19 protein-coding genes are annotated in these 17302 nt (G+C 69.2%); 3 read left to right on the top strand and 16 right to left on the bottom strand.

What is annotated here, in order from left to right:
• Position 1: 1 nt before the first annotated feature.
• The 7 genes from DEU38_RS07335 to rpsB all read right to left on the bottom strand — a co-directional run bounded on the left by DEU38_RS07335 (position 2) and on the right by rpsB (position 6407).
• The gene (locus DEU38_RS07335) at positions 2 to 1246 is read right to left on the bottom strand and encodes a lipase family protein (RefSeq protein ID WP_258557691.1); all 1245 of its coding nucleotides are present in this window, start codon (positions 1244 to 1246) and stop codon (positions 2 to 4) included.
• Positions 1247 to 1341: 95 nt separating this feature from the next.
• On the bottom strand, positions 1342 to 2085 hold the full coding sequence (locus DEU38_RS07330) for a class I SAM-dependent methyltransferase (protein ID WP_114719564.1): 744 nt from the start codon (positions 2083 to 2085) through the stop codon (positions 1342 to 1344).
• On the bottom strand, positions 2082 to 2942 hold the full coding sequence (locus DEU38_RS07325) for a phosphatidate cytidylyltransferase (protein WP_114719562.1): 861 nt from the start codon (positions 2940 to 2942) through the stop codon (positions 2082 to 2084). The genes DEU38_RS07330 and DEU38_RS07325 overlap by 4 nt, the downstream gene beginning before the upstream one ends.
• 2 nt (positions 2943 to 2944) lie before the next feature.
• Positions 2945 to 3502, bottom strand: a complete 558-nt coding sequence (frr, locus tag DEU38_RS07320) for a ribosome recycling factor (protein ID WP_114719560.1) — start codon at positions 3500 to 3502, stop codon at positions 2945 to 2947.
• A 67-nt stretch (positions 3503 to 3569) separates the two neighbouring features.
• Entirely contained in the window at positions 3570 to 4298 is a 729-nt protein-coding gene (pyrH, locus tag DEU38_RS07315) for a UMP kinase (protein WP_114719558.1), read from the bottom strand.
• Positions 4299 to 4577: 279 nt separating this feature from the next.
• Positions 4578 to 5402: a translation elongation factor Ts gene (gene tsf, locus DEU38_RS07310; protein ID WP_114719556.1), complete on the bottom strand. Its 825-nt coding sequence runs from the start codon at positions 5400 to 5402 to the stop codon at positions 4578 to 4580.
• A 108-nt stretch (positions 5403 to 5510) separates the two neighbouring features.
• The gene (rpsB, locus tag DEU38_RS07305) at positions 5511 to 6407 is read right to left on the bottom strand and encodes a 30S ribosomal protein S2 (protein ID WP_114719554.1); all 897 of its coding nucleotides are present in this window, start codon (positions 6405 to 6407) and stop codon (positions 5511 to 5513) included.
• Between the two features lie 321 nt (positions 6408 to 6728).
• Between rpsB and DEU38_RS07300 the strand changes: the two genes are divergently transcribed.
• Entirely contained in the window at positions 6729 to 7310 is a 582-nt protein-coding gene (locus DEU38_RS07300; protein WP_114719552.1) for a M23 family metallopeptidase, read from the top strand.
• Here the strand turns inward: DEU38_RS07300 and DEU38_RS07295 are convergent.
• Positions 7295 to 8233 carry a tyrosine recombinase XerC gene (locus tag DEU38_RS07295; protein ID WP_114719550.1) on the bottom strand — a complete coding sequence of 313 codons (939 nt, stop codon included), beginning with the start codon at positions 8231 to 8233 and terminating at the stop codon, positions 7295 to 7297. The two genes, DEU38_RS07300 and DEU38_RS07295, sit on opposite strands and share 16 nt — an antisense overlap.
• An 85-nt stretch (positions 8234 to 8318) precedes the next feature.
• Between DEU38_RS07295 and DEU38_RS07290 the strand changes: the two genes are divergently transcribed.
• Positions 8319 to 9554 (top strand): multidrug effflux MFS transporter, encoded by a 1236-nt coding sequence (locus tag DEU38_RS07290; protein WP_114719992.1) that lies wholly within the window; start codon positions 8319 to 8321, stop codon positions 9552 to 9554.
• Positions 9555 to 9562: 8 nt separating this feature from the next.
• On the opposite strand, the gene DEU38_RS07285 is transcribed toward DEU38_RS07290, so the two are convergent.
• Complete coding sequence (locus DEU38_RS07285) at positions 9563 to 10336, bottom strand: siderophore-interacting protein (protein ID WP_114719548.1); 774 nt, start codon at positions 10334 to 10336, stop codon at positions 9563 to 9565.
• An 86-nt stretch (positions 10337 to 10422) separates the two neighbouring features.
• The gene (locus DEU38_RS07280; RefSeq protein WP_114719546.1) at positions 10423 to 11553 is read right to left on the bottom strand and encodes a GIY-YIG nuclease family protein; all 1131 of its coding nucleotides are present in this window, start codon (positions 11551 to 11553) and stop codon (positions 10423 to 10425) included.
• A 152-nt stretch (positions 11554 to 11705) separates the two neighbouring features.
• Here DEU38_RS07280 and hadA point away from each other — a divergent pair, with 152 nt between their 5' ends.
• A complete protein-coding gene (hadA, locus tag DEU38_RS07275; RefSeq protein ID WP_114719544.1) occupies positions 11706 to 12239 on the top strand; it encodes a (3R)-hydroxyacyl-ACP dehydratase subunit HadA in 534 nt (177 codons plus the stop codon).
• 38 nt (positions 12240 to 12277) lie between these two features.
• Here the strand turns inward: hadA and dprA are convergent, their stop codons facing one another.
• From dprA to lepB, 6 genes are all read right to left on the bottom strand, one after another.
• The gene (gene dprA, locus DEU38_RS07270; protein WP_114719542.1) at positions 12278 to 13405 is read right to left on the bottom strand and encodes a DNA-processing protein DprA; all 1128 of its coding nucleotides are present in this window, start codon (positions 13403 to 13405) and stop codon (positions 12278 to 12280) included.
• Positions 13402 to 14910: a YifB family Mg chelatase-like AAA ATPase gene (locus DEU38_RS07265; protein ID WP_114719540.1), complete on the bottom strand. Its 1509-nt coding sequence runs from the start codon at positions 14908 to 14910 to the stop codon at positions 13402 to 13404. The genes dprA and DEU38_RS07265 overlap by 4 nt, the downstream gene beginning before the upstream one ends.
• On the bottom strand, positions 14910 to 15266 hold the full coding sequence (locus tag DEU38_RS07260) for a YraN family protein (protein WP_114719538.1): 357 nt from the start codon (positions 15264 to 15266) through the stop codon (positions 14910 to 14912). Before DEU38_RS07260 ends, DEU38_RS07265 begins: the two co-directional genes overlap by 1 nt.
• A gap of 195 nt (positions 15267 to 15461) precedes the next feature.
• Entirely contained in the window at positions 15462 to 15779 is a 318-nt protein-coding gene (locus tag DEU38_RS07255; protein WP_005513927.1) for a DUF2469 domain-containing protein, read from the bottom strand.
• Between the two features lie 37 nt (positions 15780 to 15816).
• Positions 15817 to 16521, bottom strand: coding sequence for a ribonuclease HII (locus DEU38_RS07250; RefSeq protein ID WP_114719536.1), 705 nt, complete (start codon positions 16519 to 16521; stop codon positions 15817 to 15819).
• On the bottom strand, positions 16518 to 17285 hold the full coding sequence (lepB, locus tag DEU38_RS07245; RefSeq protein ID WP_181818705.1) for a signal peptidase I: 768 nt from the start codon (positions 17283 to 17285) through the stop codon (positions 16518 to 16520). Before lepB ends, DEU38_RS07250 begins: the two co-directional genes overlap by 4 nt.
• Between the last annotated feature and the right edge of the window lie 17 nt (positions 17286 to 17302).

Raw genomic sequence — 17302 nt, 5'->3', positions numbered from 1 at the left:
GTCAGGCGGTGCAGGTGGACTTGGTCGGCGCCCCGGTGAGCCGGTCGGTCATCCAGTCGAGCGCCTGCGGCAGCCCCGAGACCATCGGCAGGCCGTGCCCGACGATGAACCCCGGTGCGATCGGCGGAAACTCGGCTGTCGAGAACTCGACGGTGGCACCGGCTCCACACCAGTCCGTGGCGAGCTGCTGCGCCTGCGGGTACGGGATCACGTCGTCGTTGCGCCCCTGCACGATCAGGACCGGCGCGGTCGGAACCGCGCGGCCGATGCGCTGCTCGTCCACCACCGCGCGCACCGTCGGCAGCGCGTCGATCAGTTCCGCGACCGATCGTCCGTCCCGCGTCCACTCCGACGTCCGGTGCATGCCGTACCGCGCGATCGTCTCGGGGACACACTGGTTCGCGATGTCGTCCAGCGCCTGCCGCCCGGCCGGACTCAGGGCACCGTCGATCTCGGCGCGGGTCTCCGGGTAGCCGGCGTAGATGTTGTTGACGGCGTAGCCGAGAAGACCGGCCGCGAGGCCGCCGTCGAGTGCGGCCGCGACGGCCCGCAGATCGGCCGGGGGGCCGCCGGCGTAGGTTCCGCTGATGTTCAGTTCGGGCGCGTACGCGGCCTGCAGTTCGGCCGCGGCCGCCGCCGCTCCCCCGCCCTGCGAGTACCCCCACAGTCCGATCGGGCTGTCCGCGCCGATCCGGTTGCCCGGCAACGCTTTCACCGCGCGGGCCGCATCGAGCACGGCGTGTGCCTCGGCGCGACGGTCGACGTAGCTGTGCATGCCCTCGGTACCGAGGCCCTGATAGTCGGCAACGACGACGTCGATGCCCCGGGAGAGCAGCGCGTGCACCTGCAGCAGTTCGTACTCGACCGCGAAATCGAGCGGCGGGCTGTAATGGATCGCCTCGGCGAAGAGCTTCGACGGCGCACACTGGTCGCCCTGCCCTTGCGTCCCGGGCGCGAGGACCACGAGCGGTCGCGCACCCGCACCCACCCACGGCAGGCTCGCGTCGAAGTACGTGGCGGTCGCGGCGGTGGCGTCGCCGTGAGCATCCGTGGTGCGGTACATGATCCGATTCGCACCGGACGGCCACGGCCCCGCCTGGTTCGGAATCGACAGCAGCGGCGCGTACGGATCGGTGCGCAGCACGACACCGGGATCGCCGGCCGGGAGCGGCGCCGCGACCTGATAGAAGTCCGCGGGCGCGGGGGCCGCCCCGGCCACCCCGGCGGTCGCTGCCGCGAGGCACACGCCGAGAACCCCTGCTGTCCAACGAGTCCGTCGCGCTGAGAACATGAGGCCCAGCTCACACGACGGCAGCGCCAGTGTCAATACTCCGAGTAACACTAACCAGACGGAAGGATGAGACCGCTCGACACCGCCCTCGTGTGGATGCGGTAGCCGACTTCCAGTCCCAGGCCCGGCGTTTCGGCGAACGCACGGGCCGCGGTCCGCGCGGTGAACTCGATGCCCAGCACCGCACGCAACGCGTCCCTGCCCTCGAACTCCCATCGGGTCCGCACCCGACGCATCGCGAAACCCTGTGCGTCGAAGAAGGCCTCGACGGCCACCGGGTCGTAATGCGGAAGGTCCGCGCGCATCCACCCGCCGTACGGGGCGACGGTCGCATCGAGATCGACGATCGCGAGCACCCCGCCGGGACGGAGCACCCGCATCGCCTCGAGAATGCCCGGACCGCATCCGGGACCGAAGAAGTATGCGGTGCGCGCGTGCACGACATCGACGCTGTCGTCGGGCAGCGGAAGCGCGTCCGCGGATCCTTCGACAACACTGACCGCGGCGTGTCCGGCGGTGCGGCGGCGCGCTGCCGCCACCAGCGGCGGATGCGGCTCGACACCTACCACCGACCGGGCCGCCTCCGCGAACAGGGGCAGGTGGAAACCTGCACCGCAGCCGAGGTCGAGGACGTCGCGGTCGCGCCAGTCCGCGACCTCGGCGAGTACGCCGAACACGACGCCGTCGACGTCCTGGGCACGGTTCTCGACCTCGTAGATGTCGGGCCAGTGCCAGATGTTGGGGCTCGGGATCGTTCCCCGAGCGCTCCCCCGGCTGCGGTCGGCGCGGCTCACACCAGGACGGTGAGAACGAGCCAGGTGACGAAAGCGGACGGCAGCAACGAATCGAGACGATCCATGATGCCGCCGTGCCCGGGCAGCAGGGTGCCCATGTCCTTGATTCCCAGTTCGCGCTTGACCTGGGATTCGATCAGGTCACCGAGCGTCGCGGTGAACACCAGCGCAACGCCCAGGAGGGCGCCGATGAACGGGTTCGCGTCCAGGATGAACGTCACGGTGAGGACGCCACCGATGACGCAGAAAACGAGCGACCCGGCGAAGCCCTCCCAGGACTTCTTGGGGCTGATCGCCGGCACCATCGGATGCTTGCCGAAGAACACGCCCGCGACGTAGCCGCCCACGTCGGAGCACACCACGATGATCATGAGGCAGAGCACCCGGCCTGCGCCGTCGTCCTGCAGCACCATCAGCGTCGCGAAGGACGCCAGCAGCGGAATCCACGCGGCAACGAAGACCGTGATCGCGGTGTCCCGCAGGAAGTTGCGCGGCGTGGCCTTGAGGCCGTGGTCGAACAGGCGCCACACCATGCACACCAGCACCGTGCCGGCGAACGCACCGAGCACCCCCTCGGTCCCGTACGGCCAGCTGAGCCAGATGACGGCCTGACCGCCGAGCAGCAGGGGAATCACCGGGACGCGGATGTCGGCCTCGGCCAGTCGCTTGGCGACCTCCCACGTGGCGATCGCCATCGCCACGGCAACAACACCGATCCACACCAGCGGTGCGAAGGTCAGGATCAAGATCAACGCAACGCCGATGCCGCCGCCGACGGCGATCGCGGCAGGCAGGTTGCGTCCAGCTTTGGAGGCCGGGGCGGCGGTCGCCGCGGAGGCGCCGTCAGCTTTCCCCACGGCTAAACCTCCATCAATTCTGCTTCCTTGTGCTTCACCAGGTCGTCGATCTGGCTGACGTAGCGCGCGGTGGTCTTGTCGAGCTCCTTCTCGGCGCGACCGACCTCGTCCTCGCCGGCTTCGCCGTCCTTCTGGATGCGCGACAGCTCGTCCATCGTCTTGCGGCGGACGTTGCGGATCGAGACCTTGGCGTCCTCGCCCTTGCCCTTCGCCTGCTTCACGAACTCGCGACGACGCTCCTCGGTGAGCTGCGGGACCGAGATGCGAATGATGCTGCCGTCGTTGCTGGGGTTGACGCCCAGGTCGGAGTTGCGGATGGCGTTCTCGATCGGTCCGAGCTGCGACGCCTCGTAGGGCTTGATGATGACCATCCGCGCTTCGGGCACGTTGATGCTCGCGAGCTGCGTGATCGGCGTCATGGAACCGTAGTACTCGATGACGATCCGGTTGAACATGCCCGGGTTGGCTCGACCGGTCCGGATGGAGCCGAGGTCGTCCTTCGCAACCGTGATGGCCTTCTCCATCTTCTCCTCGGCCTCGAAGAGAGCTTCATCAATCACGGCTGTTCCTCCGTCTCGTTCGTGTGACGCTCGAATACGTCCCGCATCTTGATCGTGCTGCACGACATCATGACTTGACCAACGTTCCGATCTTCTCACCGGACACCGCGCGCGCGATATTTCCCCGCGTCAACAGGTTGAAGACCATCATCGGCATCTGGTTGTCCATGCAGAGGCTGAAAGCGGTCGCATCGGCGACCTTGAGACCCTTCTCGATCACCTCGCGGTGGGTGACCTCGGAGTACATCGTCGCGTCCGGGTCGAGGCGCGGATCGGCGGAGTACACGCCGTCGACGGCCTTCGCCATGAGCACCACCTCGGCGCCGATCTCGAGGGCGCGCTGCGCTGCCGTCGTGTCGGTCGAGAAGTACGGCATGCCCATGCCGGCACCGAAGATCACCACGCGCCCCTTCTCCAGGTGGCGGCGGGCCCGCAGCGGAAGATACGGCTCGGCGACCTGCCCCATCGTGATGGCGGTCTGCACGCGGGTATCGATGCCCTGCTTCTCCAGGAAGTCCTGCAGCGCAAGGCAGTTCATCACGGTACCGAGCATGCCCATGTAGTCCGAGCGCGCGCGGTCGAGACCTCGCTGCTGCAACTCGGCGCCACGGAAGAAGTTGCCGCCACCGATGACCACCGCGACCTGAACACCCGAGCGCACCACCTCGGCGATCTGCTCGGCGACCGTCGTCACGACGTCCGGATCGAGCCCGACCTTGCCGCCACCGAACATTTCACCGCCGAGCTTGAGGAGCACACGTCGGAATCCTGGACGTTCGTCGGCCGGTGCGGTCATAACTCTCCCTCGGTTCTGCAGGTTGTGCGGTTCTAGAAGTATTGCGGTTCTTCGGCGAGCGGGCCACGAACGGGCCGGGCCAGACGTCGAGGACCCGTCCGGCAGATCCTCCGGAACAGGCTCTACCATCCTGCCTCATCGGCCCGGGATCACCAGCGCTGACCCCACCCACCGCACACGTCGGCCCCGCACGGACCGAATGGGCGGACCGACGATCCGGATGAACCGGATCGACGACTGCACCCACCCGGCCGGCGGGGCCGATGTGTGGAAGTGCGACTAGCTGGCGCCGACCTCGAACCGCGCGAAGCGGGTGATCGTGACGCCGGCCTCGTCCAGGATGGCCTTGACGGTCTTCTTGGAGTCGGTGACCGAGGACTGCTCGGTCAGGACGACGTCCTTGTAGTAGCCGTTGACGCGACCCTCGACGATCTTGGGGAGCGCAGCCTCGGGCTTGCCCTCCTCCTTGGCCGTCTGCTCGGCGATACGACGCTCGGCCTCGACGATGTCCGCGGGGACCTCGTCGCGAGTGACGTACTTGGCCTTGAGCGCAGCGACCTGCATCGCGGCGGCGCGAGCGGCCTCAGCGGCAGCATCGCCCTCACCGGTGTACTCGACGAGCACGCCGACGCCCGGGGGCAGATCGGAGGCGCGCTTGTGCAGGTAGGTCGCGACCGGGCCGTCGAAGGAGACGACACGACGCAGCTCGAGCTTCTCGCCGATCTTGGCGGAGAGCTCCTGGACCAGGGCGTCGACGGTCTTGCCGTCGACCGCGAGGGCCTTGAGGGCCTCCAGGTCGGCCGGCTTGCCGGCGGCAGCCACGGCGACGACCTTGTCGGCCAGCTCCTGGAACTCGGCGTTCTTGGCGACGAAGTCGGTCTCGGCGTTGATCTCGATCATGACGCCGTCCTTGGCCGCGACCAGGCCCTCGGCCGTGGTGCGCTCGGCGCGCTTGCCCACGTCCTTGGCACCCTTGATGCGGAGCAGCTCGACAGCCTTGTCGAAGTCGCCGTCCGTCTCAGCGAGCGCGTTCTTGCAGTCCATCATTCCGGAGCCGGTGAGCTCGCGGAGCCGCTTGACGTCAGCGGCGGTGTAGTTCGCCATCGGGGGCAATCCTCCTCGGATGAGTTTCGGATGCCTGACTCAGCGGTGCCAGGCAAAAGCAGCTGAGTGAAACGGCCCCGACCGGGATTACGGTCGGGGCCGAATCAACTAGGCCTGCTTCTCGGCGTCCGCGACGTCCGCGGGAGCCTCGGCGAGCTTGGAATCGGCCTCGGCGACAGCCTCACGCGGGGACTCGGGGCCACCCTCCGTGATCACGTCGGCGGCCGGAGCAGCCTGCGAGAGGAGCTCCTGCTCCCACTCGGCGAGGGGCTCGCCGGCGCCGGCCTCCGGCTTGGCGTCCTTGTCGGCGCTCAGACCGGCACGGGCCTGCACGCCCTCGGCCACCGCCGAAGCGACGACCTTGGTCAGCAGGGCGGCGCTGCGAATCGCATCGTCGTTGCCCGGGATCGGGTAGTCGACGACGTCGGGGTCGCAGTTGGTATCCAGGATCGCGATGACCGGGATGTTCAGCTTGCGCGCCTCGCCGACGGCGATGTGCTCCTTGTTGGTGTCGACGACCCAGATGGCCGACGGAACCTTGGCCATGTCCCGGATGCCACCGAGGGTGCGGTCGAGCTTGGTCATCTCACGCGTGAGCATGAGGATTTCCTTCTTGGTGCGACCCTCGAAACCGCCGGTCTGCTCCATCGACTCGAGCTCCTTCAGGCGCTGCAGGCGCTTGTGGACCGTCGAGAAGTTGGTGAGCATGCCGCCGAGCCAACGCTGGTTGACGTAGGGCATCCCGACGCGAGTTGCCTCGCCCGCGATGGACTCCTGAGCCTGCTTCTTGGTACCGACGAACAGGACGGTGCCGCCGTGGGCGACAGTCTCCTTGACGAACTCGTACGCCTTGTCGATGTACGTCAGCGTCTGCTGCAGGTCAATGATGTAGATGCCGTTGCGGTCGGTGAAGATGAACCGCTTCATCTTCGGGTTCCAACGGCGGGTCTGGTGCCCGAAGTGTGCGCCGCTGTCGAGCAGCTGCCTCATGGTCACAACAGCCATGGCTGTGTACCTCTTCCTTCATTGCCGGTTGCTGCAGTGGTCGGGTGACCTCTGCCCTGGCGCCCGCCCGATCGTCGGACCTGCACGAATGCAGGACCAGCCGAAGACCGGATAATGCGCGGGCGCGCGAAGTCGGACTGTGCGTGCACAGACCGCTCGACAAGTGTACGGCCTCGCCGCCACCGTTCCTAACCCGAGAATCGCGGATCAGGAAGCCGCAGGTGGCGAGTCCGGCCGGCAAATCTGTGGATGACGAATTCGTCCATCCACAGATCGAGGGATGGGCACCGCACGTGACGGATTGCGCGCCAGAGTCGCTCCATGAGGTTTCCCCGCGCCGCCTGCTGCATCGTGATCACGGCAGCACTGTTCTGTTTCTGCGTCTCCCCGTCGGTCGCCTCCCCCACGGTCGCCGCCGCACCGCGACCGGCGCCGCCTCCCGCCGAGCCGGCCCCCACCGCCGACGCGGCACGCGCGGCGTTCGATTGGCCGCTGCACCCCCGACCGAGGGTGACGCGGGCGTTCGACAAGCCCGACCGGAACTGGCTGCCCGGGCACCGCGGCGTCGACCTGGCGGCGGCGCCGGGCCAACCGGTGCTCGCCGCCGGCCCCGGCACGGTGGTCTTCGCCGGTTCGGTCGCCGGGAAGCCCGTCGTCTCGGTCGATCACCCGGGCGGTCTGCGGACCACGTACGAGCCGGTGGACGCGTCGGTCACCGCCGGCCGACGGGTGGAACGCGGCACCGTCCTCGGCACCGTCGCACCCGGGCATCCCGAGTGCGCGGCGACGGCGTGCCTGCACTGGGGGCTGAGGCGGGACCGGGAGTACCTCGACCCGCTGCCGCTGGTTCGGGCGGTGCCGATCCGGCTGTTGCCGACCGCCGCCGGTCAGGCGCGGGGATGAGCCTGGTCGTGGACGGCGCGCAGTCGGGCCACCGAGACGTGCGTGTAGAGCTGGGTGGTCGCCAGACTCGAATGCCCCAGCAGTTCCTGGACCACACGCAGGTCGGCTCCGCCCTCGAGCAGGTGCGTCGCCGCCGAGTGCCGGAGCCCGTGCGGCGCGAGGTCGGGCGCGCCCGGCACGGCCTGGACCACGTCGTGCACGACGCTGCGAGCCTGACGCTGATCGAGACGTCCGCCGCGGCGCCCGAGCAGCAGGGCGTCGCCGGATCGCGCGTTCGCGAGTTCGGGTCGGCCCGCACGCAGCCACGCGTCGATTGCATCCTCCGCGGGCAGGCCGTACGGAACCACGCGTTCCTTGTCGCCCTTGCCGAGCACCTGCAGCACGCGCCGACTGCTGTCGATGTCGGCGACGTCGAGCCCGCACAGTTCGCCGACGCGGATTCCTGTCGAGTAGAGCAGTTCCACGATCAGCCGGTCCCGCAGCGCGATCGGGTCCTCCTGGTCGGCACCGGACTGCGCGGCGGCCATCGCCTCGGCCGCCTGTTCCTGGCGCAGGACCGGCGGGAGCGTGCGGTGCGCTTTCGGCGCGACGAGCCGGACCCCGGGGTCGACCTCCATCCGGCCGGTCCGCTGCGCCCACCCGGTGAACCCCTTCGCCGACGACGTCCGTCGGGCGAGGGTGGTGCGGGCGACACCGGCGGCGGCCTGCCCTCCGAGCCAGCCGCGCAGGACCCGCAGATCGAGATCGGCCAGTGTCGCGTCGGGCCGGTCGCGGGTCCCGTACTCGAGCAGGCTCCGGACGTCGGCGAGATAGGCGCGCACGGTGTGCTCCGAACGCCCCCGCTCGAGCCTCAGATACTCCGCGTAGTCGTCGAGATGCGTGCGCAGCCCGGGCGACAGCTGCGGGTTCGGGTCGACATCCATACCGACAACGGTCGCGGCGTCCTCGCGAATTCGCAAGTGGCCGCGCCGGTAGGGTTCTCGCGTGAATCGCGCTATTCCTGTTCCGCTGCTTTGCGTTCTAGCTCTGATCTCGGCAACTGCTCCCCTGTCGACGGACATGTACCTGCCCGGCCTGCCGTCGATGGCCGACAGCCTCGGCACGTCCCCAACGAACGTTCAGTTGACGCTGACCACCTTCATGGCCGGGCTCGGCATCGGCCAGTTGCTGATCGGGCCGCTGTCCGACGGTCTCGGCCGTCGCAAGTTGTTGATCGGCGCGACCGTCGTGTGCGCGATCAGCGGTCTGCTGTGCGCGATCGCGCCCAACATCGGCGTTCTGATCGCCGCCCGACTGCTCCAGGGTCTCAGTGGCGGCGCAGGAATCGTGTTGGCCCGCGCCGTGATTGCCGACCGAGCCCGGGGCGACTCGGCGGCGCGCCTGTTCAGTCTCATGATGATCATCGGCGGGGTGGCGCCCGTCGTCGCGCCACTCATGGGCGGCGCGCTGCTGGGGCCGATCGGCTGGCGCGGCATCTTCTGGGTCCTCACGGCCGCTTCCGTCCTGATGCTCGTCGGTGTGCTCACCGTCGTCCCGGAGACGCTGCCCGTCGAGCGGCGGCACGGCGGCGGACTGGCCGCGTTGGCGCACAACATCAGGTACGTCGCCACCAACCGCGTGTACGTCGGCTATGCCCTGACGTTCGCGTTCGGATTCGGCGCCCTGTTCTCGTACATCTCGGCGTCGCCGTTCGTGGTGCAGGACGTTCTCGGCCTGACGCCCGGGCAGTTCTCCATCGTGTTCGCGGTCAACTCGCTGGGCATCATGGTCGGCAGCATCGTCAACACCAAGCTGATCGGCCGGTTCGACCCCCGACAACTCCTCGCCTTCGGCGTCAGCCTGCTGGTGGCCTCCGGACTTCTGCTGACCCTCGCGACCACGATCGGCGGCAGCCCCATGTGGCTGGTGCTGCCCTTGATGTTCGGCGTCGTCTCGAGCATCGGCTTCATCATGGGCAACGCGACGGCCTTGGCGCAGGGACGGGTCCCCGAGGCGGCCGGAACCGGTTCGGCGCTGATGGGCGCCGGGCAGTTCGGGCTGGCGGCGCTCATGTCCCCGCTCGTGGGAATCGGCGGCGGCGATTCCGCCGTGCCGATGGCGATCGCGATCCTCGCGTCGGGCGTGATCGCGATGACCGCGCTCACGGTCCTGACCCGCGCCGCCGACCCGAACCCGACGGATACTCCGGAGCACGATCGGACCCAGTCCACGTCACCCCGCCAGGTCGTCGACGAGGCGGGGTGACCGCGACCTCAGACCGACTCGGCAGCCGCCAGTTCGGACTTCCACACGCGGAACCCCTCTTCCGTGCGCCCGCGACGCCAGTACCCGGAGATCGATGCCGAGGCGGCCGGGACGCCGCGTTCCTTCCGGATGTAGGGGCGCAGGCCGTGCATCACGGCCTGCGCCTCCCCATGGATGAACACGTGCACGTCGCCGGGCAGCCAGGCCATCTCGCGGACCGCCGTCACCAGTGGCGAGTTCTCGCCCGCCACATCGTCCCCCGCGATATCGGACGTGACGCCGCGGTGGATCCACGTGATCTCCACGTCGTCACCGGCTGCCAGCGCGACCTCGTCGCGCTCGTCGGCGACCTCGATGAAGACCCTGGCCACCGCGTCGGGCGCGAGGGCAGCGACGGCCGTCGAGATGGCCGGCAGCGCCGATTCGTCACCTGCGATGAGATGCCAGTCGGCATCCGGCCGGGGCGCATAGGCACCGCCGGGACCGCGGACGGTCAGCGTCTCCCCCGGCGCCGCGGACGCGGCCCAGGGCCCCGCGACACCCTCGTCGCCATGAACGACGAAGTCGATCGCCAGCTCGCGCGCGACCGGGTCGACGGATCGGACCGTGTACGTCCGCAGGACCGGGTCGTCCGCGGGACCGAACTCGATCTTCACGTACGAGTCGGTGAACTCGGAAGATTCGAAGGACTCGAAACCCGGATCCCCCAGAACGACGCGAACCATGTGCGGCGCGATTCGCTCGGTGCGCACCACTGTCAACGTCGATGCCTTCCTGGCCACTGCGACACGCTCCTGACGATCCAAACAGCAATTGGTTAGCTTTACCTAACTACCATACAGACCGCGCGGACAGTGGTCGCGCGCCGTCAGCGGCCGTGCGGGCGGGCCAGCGTGAGTCGCTGCACCCAGCCGTGGGTCGGCCATGCCTTGAGTCCCGCGCGATCCGGAGTGACCCGGGTTCCGACGAACTTCGCCTCGAGCTCGGCGTCGACAGAACCGGTGAACCGCCACAGCTGATCGGTGGTCGGACCCACACCTTCCCAGGAGGTGGCGCGGTAGACAGCCCGAACGATGTTGTCCGCGAACACGATCACCGGAAGATCGGCGATGTTGCGGGCGGCCGACCCGGCGCGCCACGGCCCCCGGGCCGCCGCGTACAGATCGTCGGCGGACAACCCCGCGCCGGCCGCGGCGGGAACTCGCACCAGAGCACCCGGCACCGGCAGTTCCGGCGCGGGCAGAGCCGCGTACTGCACGGCCAATTCCTCGACGGACATGGCCCGCTTCTCGAGGTCCATCGGTTCACCGGCGAGGTTCGTCAACACCGGATGCTGCGGCCGGTGCTCGAGCTGACGCAGTGCGTCGGTCACCAGATGCGCCGCCTCCCGTGCCGCGCCGACGGTGTCGTGGGCCGCCTCCAACCGGTGTCGCAGAATGAGGTGATCCACCGAATGCCCGGCCGCATAGATGTCGCGGATCCGGCGGGTCCAGGCGGTGCGGGTCTCGTCGCGATCCGCGTCCCCGACATTCTCGGAGTCGAGCGTGCCCGCCTCCCCCAACGCATCCCATGCATGCGCGTAGACCTGATTGCCGCGTCCCGCGCCGACGTAGAAGATCGAGCGGTCACGGGGGTCCCGCAGCGCGTAGACGTACACGCCCAGGTTCTCGACCACGCGGGCCGGAAGCGGGTTGGGCGACGGCTTACGCTCGCGGGGCTCGGCGGTGATCACCCGCATGACGGCGAGCCGGAGCGCATCGGAGACCACGACGCCGCCGGCGGGCCCGTCGAACAGCACCCCGGACGCGTCGCGCACCGACGTGAAGGTGCGCCCGGCGTTGTCCTGCAGCGAGTTGACGACCGCGGTGAACTCGGCGAGCCGCACCTTGGGGTCGCTCGCCACGCCCCGCCCCTCGTCGTCCGTGAGGAAATCGCGGATTCCCGGTGCGGCCAGCAGCACTCGGGTGATGTCTTCGGGGACGGTCCAGACGGTAGCCATGACGCGACTGTAGGCGATCACCGGACCGCATGCGGTGCACCTTGCTACCCAGTGACCTCGGATCGTTTCCGTATGGAAACGATCCGAGGCCGCTTGTGTCCATCCACGTCCGATATCGGACGCCGGAACCGTTCTTCCGGCACACTCGATCTGTGACCCGATCAGCCGAACCCACCGACAACCGCGCCTCACGCGCCGAGCGTCTGGTGGGCTACAGCTACCGCATGCCCGACTACTACGAGGTGGGCCGGGAGAAGGTTCGCGAGTACGCGACCGCCGTCCAGAACACCCATCCCGCGCACTACGACGAGGAAGCCGCACGCGCGCTCGGCCATTCGGCACTGATCGCGCCGCTCACCTTCGTCTCGGTCATCGGGGCCATTGCCCAGAAGTACCTGCTCGAACAGATCATCACCGGATTCGACCTGAGCCAGATTCTCCAGACGGACCAGAAACTGGTGATCCACCGCCCGATGCGCGCAGGCGACCGGTTGACGGTCGACGTCTCACTCGAGTCGTTTCGGCAGACGGCCGGCAGCGACATCATCGTGACGAAGAACATCGTGTCGGACGACACCGGCGAACCCGTCATCACCACCTTGACCACACTGGTCGGCCGGACCGGCAGCGAGGCCGATCCCGATCGCCTCCGCCGGATCAAGGACGTGATGATGCGCGAGGCGTGATCCGGCGGTCGGCACACTCGGTGGCCGGCGCCTTCCCGTCACCGCCGGAACCAGCCCGTCTCGTCCGACCCGACGAATCCGTCGAGTTCCAGCACCGGCAGCAGGGCCCGCACCCGCGCCACCGGTAGCCCCGACTCCTCCGACAGCTCGCGGGTGCCCCGGGTACCGCTGCCCGGCAGCGCCTCGTACACCGCGGCCGCATCGCCGGTGAGCGCGTCGAGAGCGCGCACCGCCCCGCCGCCGGCAGCCTCGCCACCATCGACACCAATCGGCCCGGCCTCCTCCACGATGTCCTTCGCGCTCGCGACCAGGCGGGCCTCTCCCTCCCGGATCATCCGGTGACACCCGGTCGACGCCGCGGACGTCACCGGTCCCGGCACCGCCAGCACGGGACGGCCCAGCCGCCGGCCCCACGTGGCGGTGTTCCGCGCCCCGCTGCGCCAGCCCGCCTCGACCACCACGACGCCGTCGGACAGGCCCGCCACCAACCGGTTCCGGGCCAGGAATCGATACCGGGCCGGGGTCGTGCCGGGCGGATACTCGCTGATCACCGCGCCGTCACGCGCGATCTGCTGCAGCAACCGCCCGTGCCCGGCGGGATAGGCCCGATCCACCCCGCACGCGAGGACCGCGACCGTGAGACCACCCGAGCCCAGCGCCGCCCGATGCGCGGCGGCGTCGATCCCGAACGCCGCCCCCGACACCACCGTCCACCCGTCGGCCGCGAGATCGCCGACGATCTCGGCGGTGACGTGCTCGCCGTAGGAGCTCGCCGCCCGCGTACCGACGACCGCCACCGACCGGGCCACCAGCTCGTCGAGCGGTCGATCCCCCAGCACCCACAGCGCCAGCGGGCCGCCGTCGTCGCGGCCGTCACCGAGTGCGTCGAACGCCAGCAGTCGCCACCGCGGCCACTCGTCGTCGTCGGGCGTCACCAGACGACCGCCCATGGCCGCGAGCAGATCCAGATCCCGGGCCGCCGTGTCGATGTGCGCCCGCGCCGACGTCCGCCGATCCAGGAAGCTCGACAGATCCCGCTCGCGCACCGCCCGCGCCGCGTCGACCGGGCCGACCGCCGAGACCAACTCCGCGAGCGGTGGACACGACCCCTGCACCACCTTCGACAGATACGCCCACGCCGACAACCGCGGATCGTGCCCACTCATGCCACACCCCGGTCCCGGAACTCGAGCGCCGTCGAGACCTGGTCGCGGCCCGGTGAGTCCAGGCCAGCGAGGTCGCCGAGGGTCCACGCCACCCGCAGCGCACGGTCCGCGCCGCGTGCGGTGACGGCGCCCAGGCGCAGCGCCTTCTCGAGCGGCACGAGCGCCTCTCGCGGCAGCCGGAACCGTTGCCGCAGAGCCGGGCCCGGCACCTCCGCGTTGGTCCGCCATTCGTAGGACCGCCACCGTTCGCCGGCCGCGGCCCGGGCGGCGGCCACCCGACCGCGCACCTGCTCGGTGGTCTCACCCACCTCGTCCATCAACGCCCCGGTCGCCACGGCCTTCATCCGGATGCGCAGGTCGACCCGGTCCAGCAACGGTCCGGAGAGCCGACCCAGGTAGCGGCGGCGAACCGTGGGCGCGCACACGCAGTCCACCTCACGCGCCGGTGCGCACGGACACGGGTTCGCGGCGAGCACCAACTGGAACCGCGCCGGGTAGCGCGCGACCCCGTCCCGCCTGGCGATGCGAACCTCCCCGTCCTCCAACGGCGTCCGCAGGGCCTCGAGCGCCTTGGTTCCCATCTCGGCGCACTCGTCCAGGAACAGGATTCCTCGGTGCGCGCGGCTCACCGCCCCCGGTCGCGCCATCCCGCTGCCACCGCCCACCAGCGCGCTCACCGAAGACGTGTGGTGCGGCGCGATGAACGGCGGCTCGGTGATGAGCGGGCGCTCCGACGTGAGCAGCCCGGCCACGGAGTGAATCGCCGTGACCTCCAGCGCCTCCGGCTCGGTCAGCGCCGGCAGCACACCCGGTAGCCGCTGCGCGAGCATCGTCTTCCCGATGCCGGGTGGACCGGTGAGCATCAGGTGGTGGGCACCGGCGGCCGCCACCTCGATCGCCCACCGCGCCTCCGCCTGTCCCACGACCTCGCTGAGGTCGGCGCGCGACGACGACGCCCCGGTGTCGAACGGCGCGGGTGCGGACAACGTCCCCTTGCCCTGCAGCCACAGCGTGACCGCGGTGAGACGGTCGGCGCCCAGAACCTCGATTCCGTCGACCAACCCGGCCTCCGCCAGCGCCTGGACCGGGACCACCACCGTCGACCATCCCGCGTTCTTCGCCGCCAACACTGCGGGCAGCACGCCGCGGACCGTGCGCAGCCGGCCGTCGAGCGCCAACTCGCCCAACAGCACCGTCTTCGCGAGGCGCGTCCGCGGAACCTGCCGGGCGGCGTCGAGCACGGCGCACGCCAAGGCGAGGTCGTAGACGCTGCCCACCTTCGGAAGCGTCGCCGGCGACAGTGCCAGCGTCACCCGCGATTCGGGCCACTTCTCGCCGGAGTTGGTGACCGCCGCCCGCACCCGATCTCGAGACTCCTGCAGCGCCGTGTCCGGCAACCCCACCAGATGCACCCCGGGCAGTCCGCGGCCGATGTCCGCCTCGATCTCCACGATCTGCCCGTCGACCCCGCTCACCGCCACCGAGTGAGCACGCCCGAGCGCCATCAGAACACCGCCACCAGGTGCGTGACCTCGGGCTCCCGATGCCGAGCCACGAGCACCGACACCACATCGAATCGCACATTCGGCCAGTGCTTCTCGGACGCGGACAGCCAGCGCTGGGCCAACATCCGGATCCGCCTCTGCTTGGCATAGGTCACCGCCTCCGCCGGACTCCCGAATCCCAGCCCCGACCGAGTCTTCACCTCCACGAACACCACGGTGTCGCCGTCCGCGGCCACCACGTCCAGTTCTCCGTGGCGGCACCGCCAGTTCCGGTCCAGGATCTGCAGGCCCGCGTCCGTCAGCACGCGGGCCGCGATTTCCTCCCCCATCGCGCCCAGCGCGATATTGCGTCCCATCCGGGCTTCCCCCTCACCCGGCCGGAACCTCCCGCCGGTGACGAAGACTGTGCCCGTCACCCCTCGGCGCGGCGGAACCCCGAACAGGGAGAACAGATTGCCCTGTGGATGGGTCGGGAGCTGTGGACAACCACCCTCCGAACACACGAGAGCCGCGCACCCCGGAAGATGCGCGGCTCTCGGAAACTCGAACGATCAGCCCAGACCGTTGTCCGGCAGTCGCAGGTCGGACTTCTCCAGCTCCTCGATGTTCACGTCCTTGAACGTGATGACCCGCACGTACTTCACGAAGCGAGCAGGCCGGTACATGTCCCACACCCAGGCGTCGGACATCCGCACCTCGAAGTAGATCTCGCCGTCCGCGCTGTGCGGCAGCAACTCCACGGAGTTCGCGAGATAGAACCGGCGCTCGGTCTCCACGACGTACGAGAACTGACCGACGATGTCCCGGTACTCGCGGTACAGCGACAGTTCCATCTCGGTTTCGTACTTCTCGAGATCCTCGGCACTCATCGGCCTCGACGTCCTCCTGCGTTGTTGTGAATACTCATCATCCCGCACCTACCCCGCGGACCCCGAATCCGTGGCTCCCCGCCGATTCGAACTCGCGGCTCGCCGCGGCTACATTCGCGTACGACATCCGGTGCTCACGGCTCGGCCCCAGTTCGTGGAGCGCGGCCGTGTGCACCGCTGTGCTGTAACCCTTGTGCCCGGCAAAACCGTACCCGGGCAGTTCCTCGTCCATCGCGACCATCGTCCGATCACGGGTGACCTTCGCGAGAACGCTCGCCGCCGCGATGCACGCGGCCGCGGCGTCGCCCCCGATCACCGGCAACGACGGCGCCGGCAGACCCGGCACCCGGAATCCGTCGGTGAGGACGTAGCCGGGCGGCACCGACAGTCCGGCGACCGCCCGGCGCATCCCCTCGATGTTCGCGACGTGGACCCCGATCCGGTCGATCTCGGCGGCGCGGATCTCGACGACACTCCACGCCACCGCGAGCCGCTTGATCACCGGGAACAGCTCCTCACGGACCTTCTCGGTGAGCTTCTTCGAATCGTCCAGCCCGGCCAGGGCCGCGTGCGGCTTGGGTCCGAGCACACACGCCGCGACGACCAGCGGTCCCGCGCAGGCGCCGCGTCCGGCCTCGTCGACGCCGGCCACGGGCCCCAGACCGCATCGCACCAGTGCAGACTCCATGGTCCGCAAGCCGGATGCTCTGCGAATGACGGTTCTCGGTGGCCAGGTACTCACTGCTGCTGAATGTCGGGGGACGAGATCTTGCCCCAGCGTGACGGCGGCAGCACGATGAATGTCGCCTTGCCGATCACGTTGTCGATCGGGATCGTGCCTTGGCGTTCGTCGGAGACGTGGTAGCGCGAGTCCGCCGAGTTACTGCGGTTGTCACCCATCATCCACAAGTTGCCCTCGGGGACGGTGACGGGACCGAAGCAGCGGGCCGACTTCACCGCGGTATCGCACGTCTGCACGCCCGGGATGAACGGGAAGTCCATGGTGATGTACGGCTCGTCGAGCGGTTTGCCGTCGACCAGGACACGGCCCTGGTCGTCGCAGCACTCCACCCTCTGCCCACCGGTGGCGATGACACGCTTCACGAGATCATTCTCGTCCGGCGGGACGAGTCCGACCATGGATCCGAGTTCCTGCGCGCCACGTTTCACGGGGTTCGACGAACGCGTCGACTCGTACCGCTCCGACCACGAATCCGGGCCACGGAAGACGATGACGTCCCCGGGCTTCGGGTCGCCGAAGCGGTAGCTGATCTTCTCGACGACGATGCGGTCACCCGTGCAGCCGGGGCAGCCGTGCAGCGTGGGTTCCATCGACTCGGACGGAATGAGGTACACCCGCGCGATGAACGTCTGCAACAGGAAACTCAGCACCAACGCGACGAGGATGAGGATCGGTATCTCGCGCCAGAACGAGCGGGGCTTCTTCTCCTTGCCCCGACGCGAGCGCTTTTCGGCGCCGTCTCCGTCATTCGCGTCCGACGTCACGGCCGGGTCCTGCGGTG

This window comes from Rhodococcus sp. AG1013, assembly GCF_003350365.1.
In the GTDB taxonomy this organism is placed as follows: domain Bacteria; phylum Actinomycetota; class Actinomycetes; order Mycobacteriales; family Mycobacteriaceae; genus Prescottella.
Note: the sequence above shows the minus strand (reverse complement) of the source record. Positions and strands in the feature narration are given on the sequence as shown.